Source organism: Ruminiclostridium cellobioparum DSM 1351 = ATCC 15832 (assembly GCF_000621505.1).
Taxonomy (GTDB): domain Bacteria; phylum Bacillota; class Clostridia; order Acetivibrionales; family DSM-1351; genus Ruminiclostridium; species Ruminiclostridium cellobioparum.
Genome location: NZ_KK211290.1, coordinates 1 through 14,888, shown reverse-complemented (window position 1 = coordinate 14,888; position 14,888 = coordinate 1). Strand labels below are relative to the sequence as shown.

At 43.1% G+C, this 14,888-nt stretch carries 13 protein-coding genes; 6 read left to right on the top strand and 7 right to left on the bottom strand.

The genetic code is table 11. The features are described from left to right. The first annotated feature begins 61 nt into the window (after positions 1–61). Together adhE and T344_RS0120710 are read left to right on the top strand one after the other, a co-directional pair. A complete protein-coding gene (adhE, locus tag T344_RS0120715) occupies positions 62–2,665 on the top strand; it encodes a bifunctional acetaldehyde-CoA/alcohol dehydrogenase (protein WP_027630275.1) in 2,604 nt (867 codons plus the stop codon). Positions 2,666–2,944: 279 nt separating this feature from the next. Then, positions 2,945–3,745: a DUF2238 domain-containing protein gene (locus T344_RS0120710; protein ID WP_027630274.1), complete on the top strand. Its 801-nt coding sequence runs from the start codon at positions 2,945–2,947 to the stop codon at positions 3,743–3,745. Here T344_RS0120710 and T344_RS0120705 read toward each other — a convergent pair. Then, positions 3,666–4,337 carry a GntR family transcriptional regulator gene (locus T344_RS0120705; protein WP_027630273.1) on the bottom strand — a complete coding sequence of 224 codons (672 nt, stop codon included), beginning with the start codon at positions 4,335–4,337 and terminating at the stop codon, positions 3,666–3,668. The genes T344_RS0120710 and T344_RS0120705 overlap by 80 nt on opposite strands. A 473-nt stretch (positions 4,338–4,810) precedes the next feature. On the opposite strand from T344_RS0120705, the gene T344_RS0120700 reads away from it, so the two are divergent. Both T344_RS0120700 and T344_RS0120695 read left to right on the top strand, forming a co-directional pair. Beyond that, positions 4,811–5,458, top strand: a complete 648-nt coding sequence (locus T344_RS0120700) for a bifunctional 2-keto-4-hydroxyglutarate aldolase/2-keto-3-deoxy-6-phosphogluconate aldolase (protein ID WP_027630272.1) — start codon at positions 4,811–4,813, stop codon at positions 5,456–5,458. Positions 5,459–5,482: 24 nt separating this feature from the next. Then, a complete protein-coding gene (locus tag T344_RS0120695; protein WP_027630271.1) occupies positions 5,483–6,583 on the top strand; it encodes a sugar kinase in 1,101 nt (366 codons plus the stop codon). A gap of 155 nt (positions 6,584–6,738) precedes the next feature. Here the strand turns inward: T344_RS0120695 and hydE are convergent, their stop codons facing one another. The 5 genes from hydE to cysK form a co-directional block, all read right to left on the bottom strand. Then, a complete protein-coding gene (gene hydE, locus T344_RS0120690) occupies positions 6,739–7,776 on the bottom strand; it encodes a [FeFe] hydrogenase H-cluster radical SAM maturase HydE (RefSeq protein ID WP_027630270.1) in 1,038 nt (345 codons plus the stop codon). Between the two features lie 221 nt (positions 7,777–7,997). After that, positions 7,998–8,972, bottom strand: a complete 975-nt coding sequence (locus tag T344_RS0120685; protein WP_027630269.1) for a P1 family peptidase — start codon at positions 8,970–8,972, stop codon at positions 7,998–8,000. After that, positions 8,972–9,514 carry a bifunctional phosphopantothenoylcysteine decarboxylase/phosphopantothenate--cysteine ligase CoaBC gene (gene coaBC / locus T344_RS0120680; RefSeq protein ID WP_027630268.1) on the bottom strand — a complete coding sequence of 181 codons (543 nt, stop codon included), beginning with the start codon at positions 9,512–9,514 and terminating at the stop codon, positions 8,972–8,974. Before coaBC ends, T344_RS0120685 begins: the two co-directional genes overlap by 1 nt. 52 nt (positions 9,515–9,566) lie before the next feature. Beyond that, a complete protein-coding gene (locus tag T344_RS0120675; protein WP_027630267.1) occupies positions 9,567–10,352 on the bottom strand; it encodes a phosphopantothenoylcysteine decarboxylase domain-containing protein in 786 nt (261 codons plus the stop codon). A 262-nt stretch (positions 10,353–10,614) separates the two neighbouring features. Beyond that, complete coding sequence (gene cysK / locus T344_RS0120670) at positions 10,615–11,547, bottom strand: cysteine synthase A (protein WP_027630266.1); 933 nt, start codon at positions 11,545–11,547, stop codon at positions 10,615–10,617. 291 nt (positions 11,548–11,838) lie between these two features. On the opposite strand from cysK, the gene T344_RS0120665 reads away from it, so the two are divergent. Further along, positions 11,839–13,020, top strand: coding sequence for a MalY/PatB family protein (locus tag T344_RS0120665; protein ID WP_027630265.1), 1,182 nt, complete (start codon positions 11,839–11,841; stop codon positions 13,018–13,020). 81 nt (positions 13,021–13,101) lie between these two features. After that, complete coding sequence (locus T344_RS0120660; protein ID WP_027630264.1) at positions 13,102–13,662, top strand: hydrolase; 561 nt, start codon at positions 13,102–13,104, stop codon at positions 13,660–13,662. A 421-nt stretch (positions 13,663–14,083) separates the two neighbouring features. On the opposite strand, the gene T344_RS0120655 is transcribed toward T344_RS0120660, so the two are convergent. Further along, positions 14,084–14,888, bottom strand: an 805-nt coding sequence (locus tag T344_RS0120655; protein WP_027629997.1) for an IS30 family transposase, incomplete at its 5' end; no start/stop codon positions are given.

Below are 14,888 nucleotides of genomic sequence, written 5' to 3'. Positions count from 1 at the left end.
TTTTAAAAGTGATTGTTAAAAAAATAACGATAACACAAAATTTAAATGGAGGTTGAATATTATGGCTAAGAAGAATTTGATAGTAAACAGCGTTGACACTCTTTTGGAAAAAATTACTGAAATAAAACAGGCGCAGGAAGTGTTTGCCACATATTCACAGGAACAGGTTGACAAAATATTTACAGCTGCTGCTCTGGCTGCAAACAAAAAAAGAATTCCTCTGGCAAAAATGGCACAGGTTGAAACCGGCATGGGTGTTGTAGAAGATAAAGTCATAAAGAATCATTATGCGGCAGAGTATATCTATAATGCATACAAAGATACAAGGACCTGCGGTGTTCTTGAAAGAGACGAAGCTTTCGGAATAACCAAAATCGCCGAACCTTTAGGCGTTATAGCGGCAATCGTACCGACCACCAATCCAACTTCGACTGCTATATTTAAGGCCCTGCTGGCTCTTAAAACAAGAAACGGAATCATCTTTTCCCCGCATCCAAGGGCGAAAAAATCAACAATAGAAGCAGCAAATATAATACTTGAGGCAGCAGTTGCCGCAGGAGCACCAAAGGGAATCATAGGCTGGATCGATGAGCCTACCATAGAGCTTTCCGAAAGAGTAATGAAAGAGGCAAATATAATACTGGCTACGGGCGGACCCGGAATGGTAAAAGCGGCCTATTCTTCAGGAAAACCCGCCATCGGAGTGGGAGCGGGAAACACACCTGCAATCATTGATGACACCGCCGATGTGAAAACTGCCGTAAGCTCCATACTTGTATCAAAGACCTTTGACAACGGTATGATATGTGCTTCCGAACAGTCAGTAATAGTTTTGGATAAGGTATATAACGAAGTTAAAAAGGAATTTACGGTCAGAGGCGCTTACTTCCTCAATAAGGAGGAAACTCAGAAGACAAGGGAAGTACTGCTGATAAACGGTGCCCTTAATGCAAAGATAGTCGGTCAGACTGCCCACACCATTGCCAAATTGGCAGGTTTTGACGTTCCTGTTGAAACAAAGATACTGGTGGGCGAGGTTGAATCGGTAGAATTGTCTGAAGCCTTTGCACACGAAAAACTATCTCCGGTACTTGCCATGTATAAAGCCAGGACTTTTGACGAAGCTGTAGCAAAGGCTGAAAAGCTGGTTGCCGACGGAGGTTTCGGTCATACATCCTCATTATATGTTGATGCTGTCAATGAAAAAGCAAAAATAGATAAATTCTCAGCTGCAATGAAGACCTGCAGAATTCTTGTAAACACTCCGTCCTCACATGGCGGAATAGGAGATCTCTACAACTTCAAACTGGCTCCTTCACTTACTCTTGGCTGCGGCTCATGGGGTGGAAACTCCGTATCTGAAAACGTAGGAGTTAAGCACCTTATCAATATTAAGACTGTTGCTGAAAGGAGAGAAAATATGCTTTGGTTTAGAAGCCCTGAAAAGGTATATTTCAAAAAAGGCTGCCTGGGAGTTGCTTTAAGAGAACTTAAAGACGTTATGAATAAAAAGAGAGCATTTATAGTTACCGACTCCTTCCTCTTTAATAACGGTTACACAAAGCCTGTTACAGACCTGTTGGATGCCATGGACATCAAGCATCACACCTTCTTCGATGTGGCTCCCGATCCTACTCTTGCATGTGCAAAGCTGGGTGCCGAAGCTATGAGGGAGTTCAAGCCGGATGTTATCATAGCCCTCGGCGGCGGCTCTGCAATGGACGCAGGAAAGATCATGTGGACCTTGTATGAGCATCCGGAAGTTGATTTCCAGGATCTTGCCATGAGATTTATGGACATCAGAAAAAGAGTTTATACATTCCCCCGGCTGGGTGAAAAGGCTTACTTTGTGGCCATCCCAACATCGGCAGGTACAGGTTCCGAGGTAACTCCCTTTGCAGTTATCACCGATGAACAGACAGGTGTAAAATATCCTCTTGCCGATTATGAATTAATGCCTAAAATGGCTGTAGTTGATGTTGATTTAATGATGAACATGCCAAAGGGCTTGACCGCTGCTTCGGGTATTGATGCCCTGACCCATGCGGTTGAAGCATACGCATCCATGCTGGCTACAGATTATACAAATGGACTGGCTCTGCAAGCCTTAAAGAGTATATTTGCATACCTGCCTTCAGCATATGAAAACGGCGCAAAGGACCCTGTGGCAAGAGAGAAGATGGCTGATGCTTCAACCATGGCCGGTATGGCATTTGCAAATGCCTTCCTGGGAATCTGCCACTCCATGGCCCACAAGCTGGGTGCCTTCCATCACCTGCCCCATGGTATTGCAAATGCACTTCTCATCAATGAAGTCATGAAGTTTAATATTGCCGAAGCCCCTGTTAAAATGGGTACCTTCTCGCAGTACAAATACCCCGAAATATTGAAGAGATATGCTGAAATAGCATCTTTTGTGGGAATAAACGGTACAAGCGATGAAGATAAGTTCAATAAGCTGCTTGTAAAAATAGATGAATTAAAGGCAAAGATCGGAGTTCCTGCTACAATCAAAGCTGCCGGAGTTGACGAAGCCAAATTCCTCGAGACCCTTGATGAAATGGTTGAGCAGGCCTTTGACGACCAGTGCACAGGTGCAAATCCCAGATATCCGTTAATGAGCGAATTAAAGGAAATGTACTTGAGAGCGTATTATGGTAAGTAGTTAAGTAATTTAGCCGATATCCGTTGGCAGGACAAACTGAAATGCTTTCTTCATTGTTGCCAATTTCACAATCTCCTTTAACAGCATTAAAAAATAACCGCTTGCAGAGTTTGACCATTCAAACCGGCAGGCGGTTATTTTTACACATGGGGTCAGATTCCAGCAGTTATTTTTATAGCAGTTATTTCTGTTTTCATAACAAATGAATAAATGCTATAATATAAAAAATAGATTTGTTTATTTGTTTATATTAAATTGATAAGGAAAACCAATAGATATATGAAGAAAAAATTTAGTTTAAGAAATGCTAATTGGGAGAAAATAACTTTTTGGTTTGTGTTTTCAACTCTTGTGGCCTCAACGATATTCTCTCTTATAAACGTTATCCTGTCACCTTCGGGTGCCGTCCAGCACGTAAAATTTCAAAAGCTCAAGACCGATTATGTTCTCATGCTCATCCAATGCATAATGGGTATGATCATTATGTTCCTGCCTTCAATGCTCGAAAGAAGATGGAAGATAAACGTACCGGGCTTCATGCATATTGTTTTTGTCATATTCCTTTACGCTGCCATATATTTGGGGGAAGTGAGGAGCTTTTACTACCACATACCGCACTGGGATACCGTGTTACATACCTTCAGCGGTGCTATGATAGGAGCGCTGGGGTTTTCGGTTGTCAGGCTGTTAAATGATTCTGAAAAAGTGGATATCAATTTAAGTCCCCTGTTTGTTGCCGTTTTTGCCTTTTCTTTTGCATTGGCTATTGGAGCGCTCTGGGAGGTCTACGAATTTTCCTTTGACAAACTTTTAGGTCTGAACATGCAGAAGTTCGCCTATGAGGATGGCACTCTCAGAATGGGCAGGGACGCCCTGTCGGACACCATGAAGGATTTGATCGTCGATGCACTGGGCGCCCTGGGTACAAGCATAATGGGCTATATTTCCCTTAAATTCAAAAAGGGCTGGCTTGATAAGTTCGAGGTTACCCGGTATTTTCCTAAAGAAAATAGTCAGGATACTTCTCCTTCAGAGCTTTCGGATGATCCAGACCGGAATAATGATGCCGTTTTAAAATAGAATAGCAGGCGGTATCCCGGTCCCGGATAAGCTCAACCAGCTGGCAGTGCTCATTATAAACCTTTCCCAGCATTTCAGGCAAATACATGGTCAAAACCCTGTATCTATTGTAATGAATCCGGGTTGTGCTCAAAATATCCCAGGAGACAGCATGATCTGCGGCTTTGAATATCATTCTGTGATATTCGTTATCAAGATCAAGAAATTCCTGCACCGTGCCGGCCTCCTCAACTACTTCCTTTTGCTGGCGCAGATTTTTCCTTATCTCCGGGGGCAGTTCGGCACCCTTTTCCATTATCTCACGTACAATTTGATTTTCCAGAAGATTCCGCATGAAGACGCTTTCGCTGACATAGGAAAGGTCTATCAAGGACACAAAGGTGCCCTTCTGCGGGTATATATTTATCAGCTTTTCATGGGACAGCCTGATAAAAACCTCCCTGACGGGTGTTCTGCTGACCTTCAGCAGATCTGATATCTCGGTTTCGCTGATCATCTGACCGGGTTTATATTCAAGATTAAGTATTTTATTTTTTAGCTCCTGATAAATTACTTCCTTCAAGGGAAGCACATTCCGTTCCATTCTGTTCATATTAACCTCCATGAGCCACATTTGTGGTCACAAATTGTAATGTAAGTTAGTATCCTTTATCGCAATGTGGCGAATAAAGGAGGTTAATTGGCCATGCGCGCTTTCAAAGTATTTTGTCAAATTAATTATTTCAAAAATATGCCATTAATACTTTGAATATGTCGCGCGGCCATAAATTCAATGGTTGGCTTGGAAGACGAGCATTAGAGAAGTCTTTCAAGCAAACTCCCTGTTTGTATTATTACATAGCACTTTCTATTTTAACATAACTGATTTTACAATTACATAAAATTGAGTAACTGCGAAAATTTCCATATGAAATACTTTGTATTCTTCATGTTTTTTTCTGTTAAGTATTTTTATTGTGGTTGACACCTAACTTGTATACTAGTATATTAATATATAAGAGATGATTTATCAATAACTTTCAATAGAATAAATAAAATCACCCGTTTGGGAAAAGGAGCCAGGTTATGAACAAAAACGATGTTTTGCAAAAGATCTGTGACTGTGGAGTAGTGGCCGTTGTCAGGGCAGAAAGTGCCGATCAGGCCATGAAAATAGCTGATTCCTGCGTTGAAGCCGGAATATGTGCTATTGAGATAACTTTTACCGTAGATGGTGCCCTGGAGGTCATTAAAAAACTTGCTGAATCCAACAAGGACGGAAAAATCCTTATCGGCGCAGGAACAATTCTTGATCCTGAAACCGCGAGAGCAGCAATACTGGCAGGAGCGCAGTTTATTGTAAGTCCATGCCTGAATACCGAAGTGGTTAAGGTTTGCAACAGATACCAGGTTGCCTGCATGCCGGGGGCAATGACGGTGAAGGAAGCCGTAGAAGGTCTGGAAGCAGGTGCGGATATTATAAAGGTATTTCCGGGAGAGTTATTCGGGCCGGCGATCATAAAGGCTTTCAAAGGACCTTTGCCATACATAAAGCTTATGCCTACAGGCGGTGTAAATCTGGATAACGTGGGCGAATGGATCAAAGCGGGCAGTGTTGCGGTTGGCGTTGGAGGGAATCTGACAGCCGGCGCTAAAAAGGGTGATTATGAATCCATAGTTACCATAGGAAGGCAGTTTGTTGAAAAAGTAAAGCAGGCAAGAGCTTCAAAGTAACAGATAAATCTTAGGAGGTCGGTTATGTCAATTCTTAACTTAAAACAAAAAGGAAGTTATAAATATGATTGCATATCCCTGGGAGAAGTAATGCTGAGGCTTGATCCCGGAGACGGCAGAATTAAGAACACCAGAGAATTCAAAGCCTGGGAGGGCGGAGGAGAATACAATGTTTCCAGAGGACTCCGCAAGTGCTTCGGAATGAATTGTGCCGTTGTGACGGCATTTGCAGATAATGATATCGGCAAACTGATCGAGGATTTGATACTGCAGGGCGGGGTGGATACCTCTTTAGTCAAGTGGATGCCTTTTGACGGAATAGGACGTGCCGTCAGAAACGGTCTGAATTTTACAGAAAAAGGCTTTGGCATAAGAGCTGCCCTGGGGGTTTCCGACAGGGCCAATACGGCTGCATCGCAGTTGAAGGCAGGGGACATAGACTGGGAATATGTATTTGGAAATCTGGGAGCAAGATGGTTCCACACCGGAGGTATTTTCGCCGCATTGTCGGAAACCACTCCGGAGGTGGTAATTGAAGCCGTCAAGGCCGCTAAAAAATATAATACCATTGTTTCCTACGACCTCAATTACAGGCCTTCCCTGTGGAACTACATAGGCGGGAACAAAAAGGCTCAGGAAGTCAACAGGGAAATAGCAAAGTATATTGATGTTATGATAGGAAATGAAGAAGATTTTACTCAATGTCTGGGCTTTGAGGTGGAAGGAAATGATTCCAATCTGAAGGAGCTGGATATTGAAGGCTACAAAAAAATGATCGACAGGGTTGTAAAGGAATATCCCAATATGAAGGTGGTAGCAACCACACTCAGAGGGGTTAAGACTGCAACGGTAAACGACTGGAGCGCCATTTGCTGGGCCGGGGGCAATATATACAGATCAATCGAGTTCCCGGCACTTGAGATATATGACAGAGTGGGCGGTGGAGACAGTTTTGCATCGGGCCTGGTTTACGGGCTGATGACTGCTGATGATGCACAGAAGGCTGTAAACTACGGGGTAGCACATGGAGCGTTGGCCATGACCACTCCCGGTGACACTTCCATGGCCAGCCTGAAAGAAGTTGAAGGTGTAATGAAGGGGCTGGGGGCAAGGGTTGTCAGATAAGCACAGCATGTGACAATGGCAGGGGGCTGTCTGAAAACAGGACAAATGATAATAGCGTACTTTGTAAGCTTTTCATTTTTTGATGTTGGTACGGGAGCACTATTAAATGTATTACAAGTATTTAAATAATGTTAGTTTTGCGACACGTCTGTTGTTTATCCAATGTAATCGCCTCTGTCCACCACCAGCTCGTAGCCTATATTCTTCATTCTGTTGGAAAGGCAGAATCTGCATTCGGCAGCCTCTTCGCCGGTGCAAATCTTATTGTCGTACAGGGAGTATTTTTTGCGTACGGCTACCGGCGATAAATTTGGCATGACGACATTGGCACCGGCCAGAATACCTTTTTCACGGCCCAGGGAATTAATAGTGCCTAACGCTGTGGTTGCAGGAATAAGTGCTTTTGGAAGCAGCAGGCGGATCAGGCCGATCAGAACCAGCGTTAAATCAAGGCTGCCTGCAGTTTCACGGGCATACCTGGTCTCGCTGTGAGGTATGAAAGGGCCGATACCTACCATATGTGGGTTGAATTCCTTAAGAAAAAGCAGATCCTCGGCAAGGTTTTCGGTGGTCTGATGAGGAGAACCAACCATAAAACCTGTTCCAACCTGAAAGCCTATTTCTTTCAGATTGTACAGACACTGTTTTCTGTTGGCCAAAGATAAATTCTGCGGGTGAAGCTTTTTATAATGCTCCTCGTTAGCTGTTTCGTGGCGGAGAAGGTAGCGGTCGGCTCCGGCCTCATAATACTTCTTGTAGGAGTCATAGCTCTTTTCTCCGATTGACAGGGTTATGGCACAGTCAGGATAGTTCTGCTTTATTGCAGTGATTATATCAACCATATCCTCATCGGAATAGTGGTTATCCTCACCTCCCTGGAGCACAAAGGTACGGAACCCCAGCTCATGCCCCGTACCGCAGCAGGACAGTATATCCTCCAGAGTGAGTCTGTACCGGTCTGCGCGGGTATTGCCCGAACCTATTCCGCAATAATAGCAATTGTTTTTACAGTAATTTGTAAATTCAATCAAACCCCTTGTATAAATTGCGTTACCAAAATTATTGCGGGTAACTTCTCTGGCCCTTTCGAAAAGATATTCATTTGCTGAGGCATCAATGCCATTGAGAATATATATATATTCATCCTGTGACAATTGATGTGTTTCATACAGTTTATCAATTAAATGTTTCATATAATTATCGTAACCTCTCAGGAATATTCAAACAGCAGGCAATTGGTACAATATGCAGAATATTGTACCAATTCCGGCCGGCATGCCGGCACGCTTAATAATTACATTATACCACCGAAAGGATGCCTGAACCATACTTTGTAACAAGATTGTTAATATTATAACGAAAAAAATACCGGCAAAATATGCCTGTAAAAAAGTATACTTGTCAAGAGACAGATCTAAATTTTTCCATTCAGCTCCCTGTAGGAAATGAAACCATGCAGTGATTCGGCACTTACCACAGCATCAATTATTGCCGCTTCGACTGCTCTTGCAGCCAGAATGCCCACCGAATCAAAAGTTGCGTCTACCTGCCCGGTGCAAAGGGCAAATATGGTATCTCCGTCAAATATGGAATGGGCGGGCCTCACTGTACGTGCGATCCCATTCTGGCCCAGTGCCGCAAGCTTTGTGGCCTGTGCTTTGGTTAACATGGCGTTTGTCATAACACAGCCGATAACGGTATTTTCACTGAAGAAATCCCTGTGGCTGTCATATTCCCGAAGCATAAGTTCTTCGGAGGAAGCCAGGCTGCTCAGGTCATCCGAAAGCACACCTGCTATTATTTTACCCGCTCTGGAATCATATACGTCGCCCACACAGTTTACAGCTATAACTGCTCCCACCATAAGCTCTCCATAACTGAAAGCGGCACTTCCCACACCGCCCTTCATTGCATGAGTGCTGCCCCTGACCTTTCCGAGAACCGCACCTGTTCCGGCACCTACGCTGCCGCTTTTGAAGCTGTGCTGGAGAAAGGCGTCGGCACAGGCGCTGTACCCCATTTCCTTGTCGGGACGCACCCTGTGGTCTCCGCACTTCAAGTCGAACAGTATGGCGGCACACACGTTGGGAATCATGGTTTTACCAACGTCCCTTCCAATGCCGCGCTCCTCCAGAAACTGCATGACCCCGCCGGCGGCGTCAAGCCCGAAGGAACTTCCGCCCGCCAGCAGTATGCCGTGAACACTTTTCCTATTGTTGACCGGATTCAGTGCATCGGTATCTCTTGTGCCGGGCGAACCGCCGCGGACGTCGACGCCGCAGACAGCGCCCTCGGGGCATAAGATAACGGTACAGCCGGTCCCTGCCCCTGTATTCTGGGCATGTCCGATATGTATGCCCTGCAGCCGGGTTATATCTATTTTTTCCATTATGCCCTCCATTGGTGGGCTTCCACGGTGTTGACGATTTTATCTACATCGGCCAGGGCCCCTGTGCCCAGATCTCCGCAGGCCAGTACCGATTCCCTGGGTTCTATGAAATGATATCCGAATTCCGTAAGAGTCTTGATATTCCGCTGAACTATAGGGTTGATGTACATATTGGTATTCATTGCAGGACAGATATATACCGGGACATTGTTCATAGCCATGACCACCGTTGAGAGCATATCATCGGCTATGCCGTTTGCAAGCTTTCCTATGATATTTGCCGATGCGGGTGCTATAAGGCATAGATCGGCCTTCCTGGCCAGGGATATATGTTTGATATCCTTTGGAGTGATTTCTTCAAACATGTCATAATATACCTTGTTTTTAGTCAGAGACTGAAAGGTGAGGGGAGTTATAAATTCCCGGGCACTTCCGGTCATTATGACCTCCACGTTGTAGCCCTTTTTTGTAAGATTGTTTGCAATGTCGGCTGCCTTATAGGCGGCAACACTGCCCGTAACTCCTAAAATAATATTTTTCATAAAAACTGCTTCCTTTACATCATTTTATATTTGATTTTATATGATTTAAATATTACTGATTATTTAGTATTGCATGTACGCGCTTTACTATGCCCTTGGCGATCTGGGTCTTGGTTTCAAAGGTTTCATAGGTTTTATCGGGGGAAATCAGGAAGCCCCTGTGTCCTAATTCGTTTATTCCGGACAGATCATTTGCCAGCACCAAATCGCAGTTATTCTTTAATAAAAGATTATACCCTGTATCGATCAGGGTTTCCAGAGATACATTGCTTAACAGTTTGAAACCAACCAGAAGAACTGCAGGCTGAAGCTTTTTTATCATGCCGATAACCTTTGGAGTTTTTTTCATTACAATAACCATGTCTTCTATGTCGGAACTGATTTTATTTTCAGAACCCAGGGTGTCTGTCCCGGAGAAGGCTTTCTCAATAAGCTGCGCAGTGAGCTCCTCCGGCTCCAGGGCGGCTGACGGTCCGTTTTGGCTTATAAAATCGGCTATGGAAGAGGCAATACTGCTTTTGGTGGTCAGTGTGTCAACGGTATAGTCGCTGACGGCCATGGAATGGATCACTGCATCAATTCTTTCGGTTGTCAGTATCCCGGTCAATTTTTCCATAAGGTCATTTACGCTTCCGATCCTGATTATACCGATACGGTCTGCTTCGGGTATAACCGCATTTTGTCCGCAAAGGTAATATATCCTATCGGTGGGCTGAGTATAGGTTTCAGCAAATGCCAGGGCTATTGCCGAGCCCAGTTTTCCGGTAGAGCTGTTGGTTATGGTCCTGACGTTATCAATTTTTTCACTTGTACCACCGGCTGTTATTAATATATTCAAAGTCAGCGCTCCTTTTTAAAAACTGCTGGAGTCTGTAGCAGCATCCGCCCGGCCCTGAGAAAACTTTCCCCGCCGGACAATTCAGGTTTCAGACGGTACAGACTATTAGTATATATTTTAACATAAGAAATTTTGCAGTGCTCAGCTTTTTAGTACTTTTTTGGAGCTTTTATTACTTATTCTTAACAAACGGGCAAGAAAAAAACAGGCGGCAGCAAGTTGATCAAGTCTTGCTGCTGCCTGTTTTTTAAACAATATAGTTTTATTCCGAGAATAATGGAGTGGAGAGATATCTTTCACCGGTGTCAGGAAGTAAAACAACAATTGTCTTACCTGCATTTTCGGGACGTTTTGCCAACTGCACGGCTGCCCAGAGAGCGGCACCCGATGAAATACCCACCAGCAAGCCTTCAACTTTGGATATTTCTCTGCCCGAAGCAAATGCATCATCATTTTCAACAGTTATAATTTCATCATAAATTTTAGTATTGAGAGTGTCCGGAACAAAACCTGCTCCGATTCCCTGAATTTTGTGCGGTCCCGGAGTTCCTTTTGAAAGCACCGGAGAGCTGGCAGGTTCTACAGCTATTACTTTTACGTCGGGGTTCTTTGACTTTAAGTATTCTCCTGCACCGCTGATAGTTCCGCCGGTTCCGATACCTGCCACAAAAATGTCAACTTTTCCGTCGGTATCTTCCCATATTTCAGGACCTGTTGTAGCTTTATGAACAGCCGGATTTGCAGGGTTGACAAACTGTCCCGGGATAAAGCTGTTCGGTGTTTCCTGTGCAAGTTCCTCAGCCTTGGCAATGGCACCCTTCATTCCTTTTGCACCTTCGGTAAGCACCAGTTCGGCACCGTAGGCCTTTAAAAGGTTTCTGCGTTCTATACTCATTGTTTCAGGCATTGTGAGAATTATTCTATAGCCTCTCGCAGCAGCAACGGATGCAAGGCCGATTCCTGTGTTACCGCTGGTAGGTTCAATAATTACCGCTCCGGGTTTTAATACTCCCTTTGCTTCTGCATCATCTATCATAGCTTTGGCTATTCTGTCCTTAACACTTCCTGCCGGATTAAAATATTCCAGCTTGGCTACTATTTTGGCCTTGAGGTCATGCTTGTTTTCATAATTCGAAAGTTCCAATAAAGGTGTTTTACCTATTAAATCAGTGAGGCTTTTATAAATTTTGGACATATCAATACTCTCCTTTATAATTAATTATTTTATTATATTTTCTTTTTATACAGTTTAATACATTTCCTATATTTCATATATAATTACTATGATTTGATTATAAAACAACTCATATGAAATGTCAACAATAAATATAAACATATATTATTAATATATGTTTAGTATGATATTGACTTTACTTTTTTAACAGAGTAATATAATGGATAATAAAAAATTTTAATTGGCGGTTGGATATATTTTTGCAAGTCCATAATTAAAATAAGCGCTGCTGCTATCACAAGGAGAATGCATATGACATATGATTTTGATGAAATAATCGACAGAAGGAATACAAATTCAATAAAATATGATTTTGCAAAGCAGAGGGGAAAGCCTGAAGATGCAATTCCTCTCTGGGTGGCAGATATGGATTTCAAAACACTTCCGCAGGTGACCGATGCACTGGTTAAAATCAGCCGGCATGGTATCTTTGGGTATTCCGAAGTAAGAGAGGAATACTTTTCTACATTATATAAGTGGTATTCCGATAACTTTGGATGGAATATCCGGCCCCAATGGCTGGTCAAAACTCCCGGAATTGTTTTTGCCATTGCTATGGCAATCAGAGCCTTTACCCAAAAGGGAGACGGTGTCATAATCCAGCAGCCTGTCTATTATCCGTTTTCGGAGGCCATATTAGCCAATAAAAGAGTGCTTGTAAATAGTCCTCTTGTTTATGACGGGGGTGTTTATAAAATAGATTTTGAAGACTTCGAGGAAAAAATAGTTTCGGGTAATGTGAAGGTATTCATTTTGTGTAATCCCCACAATCCCGTGGGCAGGGTATGGACCGGGGAGGAATTGATAAGGCTGGGGGAAATATGCTTAAAACATGGTGTGATGGTAGTATCCGATGAAATTCATGCGGACTTCATTTTTGAGGGGTATAAACATCTGATATTTGCTGCACTGAAGCCTGAATTCGCAAACATGACAATAACCTGTACCGCACCCAGTAAAACTTTCAATCTTGCGGGCCTTCAGGTTTCAAACATATTTATTCAAAATGCCAATATGAAATTCCGGTTTGAGCAGGAGATAGTGAAAAGCGGTTATAGCCAGCTGAATACAATGGGACTGGCTGCATGTCATGCTGCTTATGAATATGGAGCAGAATGGCTTTCACAGCTCAAAACCTATCTTGCCGGAAATCTTTCCTTTGTGAGAAGCTTTTTGACTGAAAGGCTTCCCGAAATAAAACTTGTAGAACCCCAGGGCACCTACCTTATCTGGCTGGATTTCAATGAGCTGGGCCTGTCGGACAACGCTCTGGAAGACCTTGTTGCAAATGAGGCCAGGCTCTGGCTGGACAACGGCTTGATGTTCGGTGAGGAGGGGAGGGGCTTCCAGCGGATAAATATCGCCTGCCCCAGACAGATACTGGTGAGGGCCTTTGAACAATTGGAGGCGGCAGTCAGCAGACTGCGGAAGTGATATACCGGATACTGCTCCAGTGTATGAATTTAGATGTTACAGACTACTAATATAATTTTAATTATCAAGAGGTGATCAAATTTGAGTCAACTGACAAGAAGCGAGGCGTGGGAGTTGCTCACGGAGTACAACAGGGAGGAATTTCATCTGAAACATGCCCTGATAGTTGAAAGTACAATGCGGTATTTTTCAAGGAAATTAGGTTATGAAAATGAGGAGGATTTCTGGGGAATAGTCGGCCTGCTCCATGATCTGGACTTTGAGCTCTATCCTGAGCAGCACTGTATAAAGCAGCAGGAAATCATGCGGGAAAGGGGCATTGACCCCAAAATCATCCGTGCGACTGCCAGCCATGGCTATGCGCTTACTGTGGATATTGAACCGCAGCATGAAATGGAGAAGGTGTTGTATGCCGTTGATGAACTGACCGGACTGATCGGGGCAGTGGCACTGATGAGGCCGTCCAGGAGTGTATCGGATCTGGAGGTAAAATCGGTAAGGAAAAAGTACAAAACTGCCAATTTTGCGGCAGGCTGTTCCCGTGAGGTAATTGAGAGAGGAGCTGCAATGCTTGGCTGGGAGCTGGATTACCTGATTGAGCAGACTATTTTTGCAATGAGGGAATGTGAGGTTGTGGAGTAGGCTTGCTGATTGAGCCTGTGAATCGAGTTTTAAGGAAGGGTTATTAAAAAACAACATTTAATTATTGAAAAACGATAATTAAATGTTGTTTTTTGATATGAGTTGGAGTATAATTCAGGTGTGGAGGTGAATTGTAGTACCAGATTCCCATTTGCATTGCGAGAATCCCAATTTGAAAAGAAGTTTCTGATTTTGTAATCAAAAATCCCGTTTTGAAGCTGAAAATCTCGTTTTGTAAATTGGATTCCAGCTTCTATGTAATATTTTTAGGAAAATTGGCTATAATGACGTTGCTTAGACATAAAAAAGTGCATAAAGACCAGAGGTGAACTTACGGTCGATTTTTTTGTAATCGGAAAATCTACCCCTTATGTGTAATCTATTAACTTTACCTCGCTGGTGGCGTTAACTTTTTTATGTGTTATCTTTTGAGAAGTTTTGGTTTCAGTATGATGTCTTCAGCAGCTACTGGTGAACATCCAAACTGTTTTAGCAAATCTTCTCCATAGTAAAAGCTAAACGTCTGATAGGGACTCAGGTTGTTTAGCTTTTTCCTTTTGTAGGAATTTACATGATTCATTACCAACATGATGTCCGTTTGCGTAAGCCAATCAAATGATGTTCCTTTGGGAAGTACTCTTCGAATTAACTCGTGGTTTACTTCGATAGCACCTTTTTGGTGAGGACTGCTTGGGTCACAGTAAAATATTCGCGTTTGAAGAAGTCCGTCAGGACCATATTCAATGGCTTTTGGATTGGAAAATTCGCTCCCGTTATCCGTCAGAATTACCGGAAACAGCTTTTGGAAATTTTCCTTTCCGATGATTTTTCTGATATTACTGAAAATATCAATAACGGATTGAGAAGTATTTGCATCCCGTAAAAAAGCCAGCATAAAGGAGGTTTCAACAAAATGTATAGTTAATAAAACTTTACCACCCCTGCTTCCAATAACTGAATCCATCTGTACGGCAGAGATATCTGGATGTTTCTCAATGAATGTCTGAAAATCCTCATAGTTACGTCCAATCCGGCAACCTTTATCTACTTTGAATTCGGGCTTTTTATAGCGAGGACGGTACTTCACTTTACGAGGGAGATCAATGTTCCTTACATCAAAAAGGCAGGCATCAATATAGTTGTAAATTGTTTTTTCACTACACATAAGCTCATCCACATAAGTTGCATATATCTGATGGATGGATTGTCCCTTTCTAACAAGTGGA

What these genes read in the sequence shown, in the direction of transcription:
- adhE (WP_027630275.1), top strand. Translation starts at nt 62, where the DNA reads ATGGCTAAGAAGAATTTGATAGTAAACAGCGTTGACACTCTTTTGGAA.
- coaBC (WP_027630268.1), bottom strand. Translation starts at nt 9,514, where the DNA reads ATGAAAAATATTATTTTAGGAGTTACGGGCAGTGTTGCCGCCTATAAG.
- T344_RS0120695 (WP_027630271.1), top strand. Translation starts at nt 5,483, where the DNA reads ATGTCAATTCTTAACTTAAAACAAAAAGGAAGTTATAAATATGATTGC.
- T344_RS0120710 (WP_027630274.1), top strand. Translation starts at nt 2,945, where the DNA reads ATGAAGAAAAAATTTAGTTTAAGAAATGCTAATTGGGAGAAAATAACT.
- T344_RS0120705 (WP_027630273.1), bottom strand. Translation starts at nt 4,337, where the DNA reads ATGAACAGAATGGAACGGAATGTGCTTCCCTTGAAGGAAGTAATTTAT.
- T344_RS0120685 (WP_027630269.1), bottom strand. Translation starts at nt 8,972, where the DNA reads ATGGAAAAAATAGATATAACCCGGCTGCAGGGCATACATATCGGACAT.
- T344_RS0120665 (WP_027630265.1), top strand. Translation starts at nt 11,839, where the DNA reads ATGACATATGATTTTGATGAAATAATCGACAGAAGGAATACAAATTCA.
- cysK (WP_027630266.1), bottom strand. Translation starts at nt 11,547, where the DNA reads ATGTCCAAAATTTATAAAAGCCTCACTGATTTAATAGGTAAAACACCT.
- T344_RS0120700 (WP_027630272.1), top strand. Translation starts at nt 4,811, where the DNA reads ATGAACAAAAACGATGTTTTGCAAAAGATCTGTGACTGTGGAGTAGTG.
- hydE (WP_027630270.1), bottom strand. Translation starts at nt 7,776, where the DNA reads ATGAAACATTTAATTGATAAACTGTATGAAACACATCAATTGTCACAG.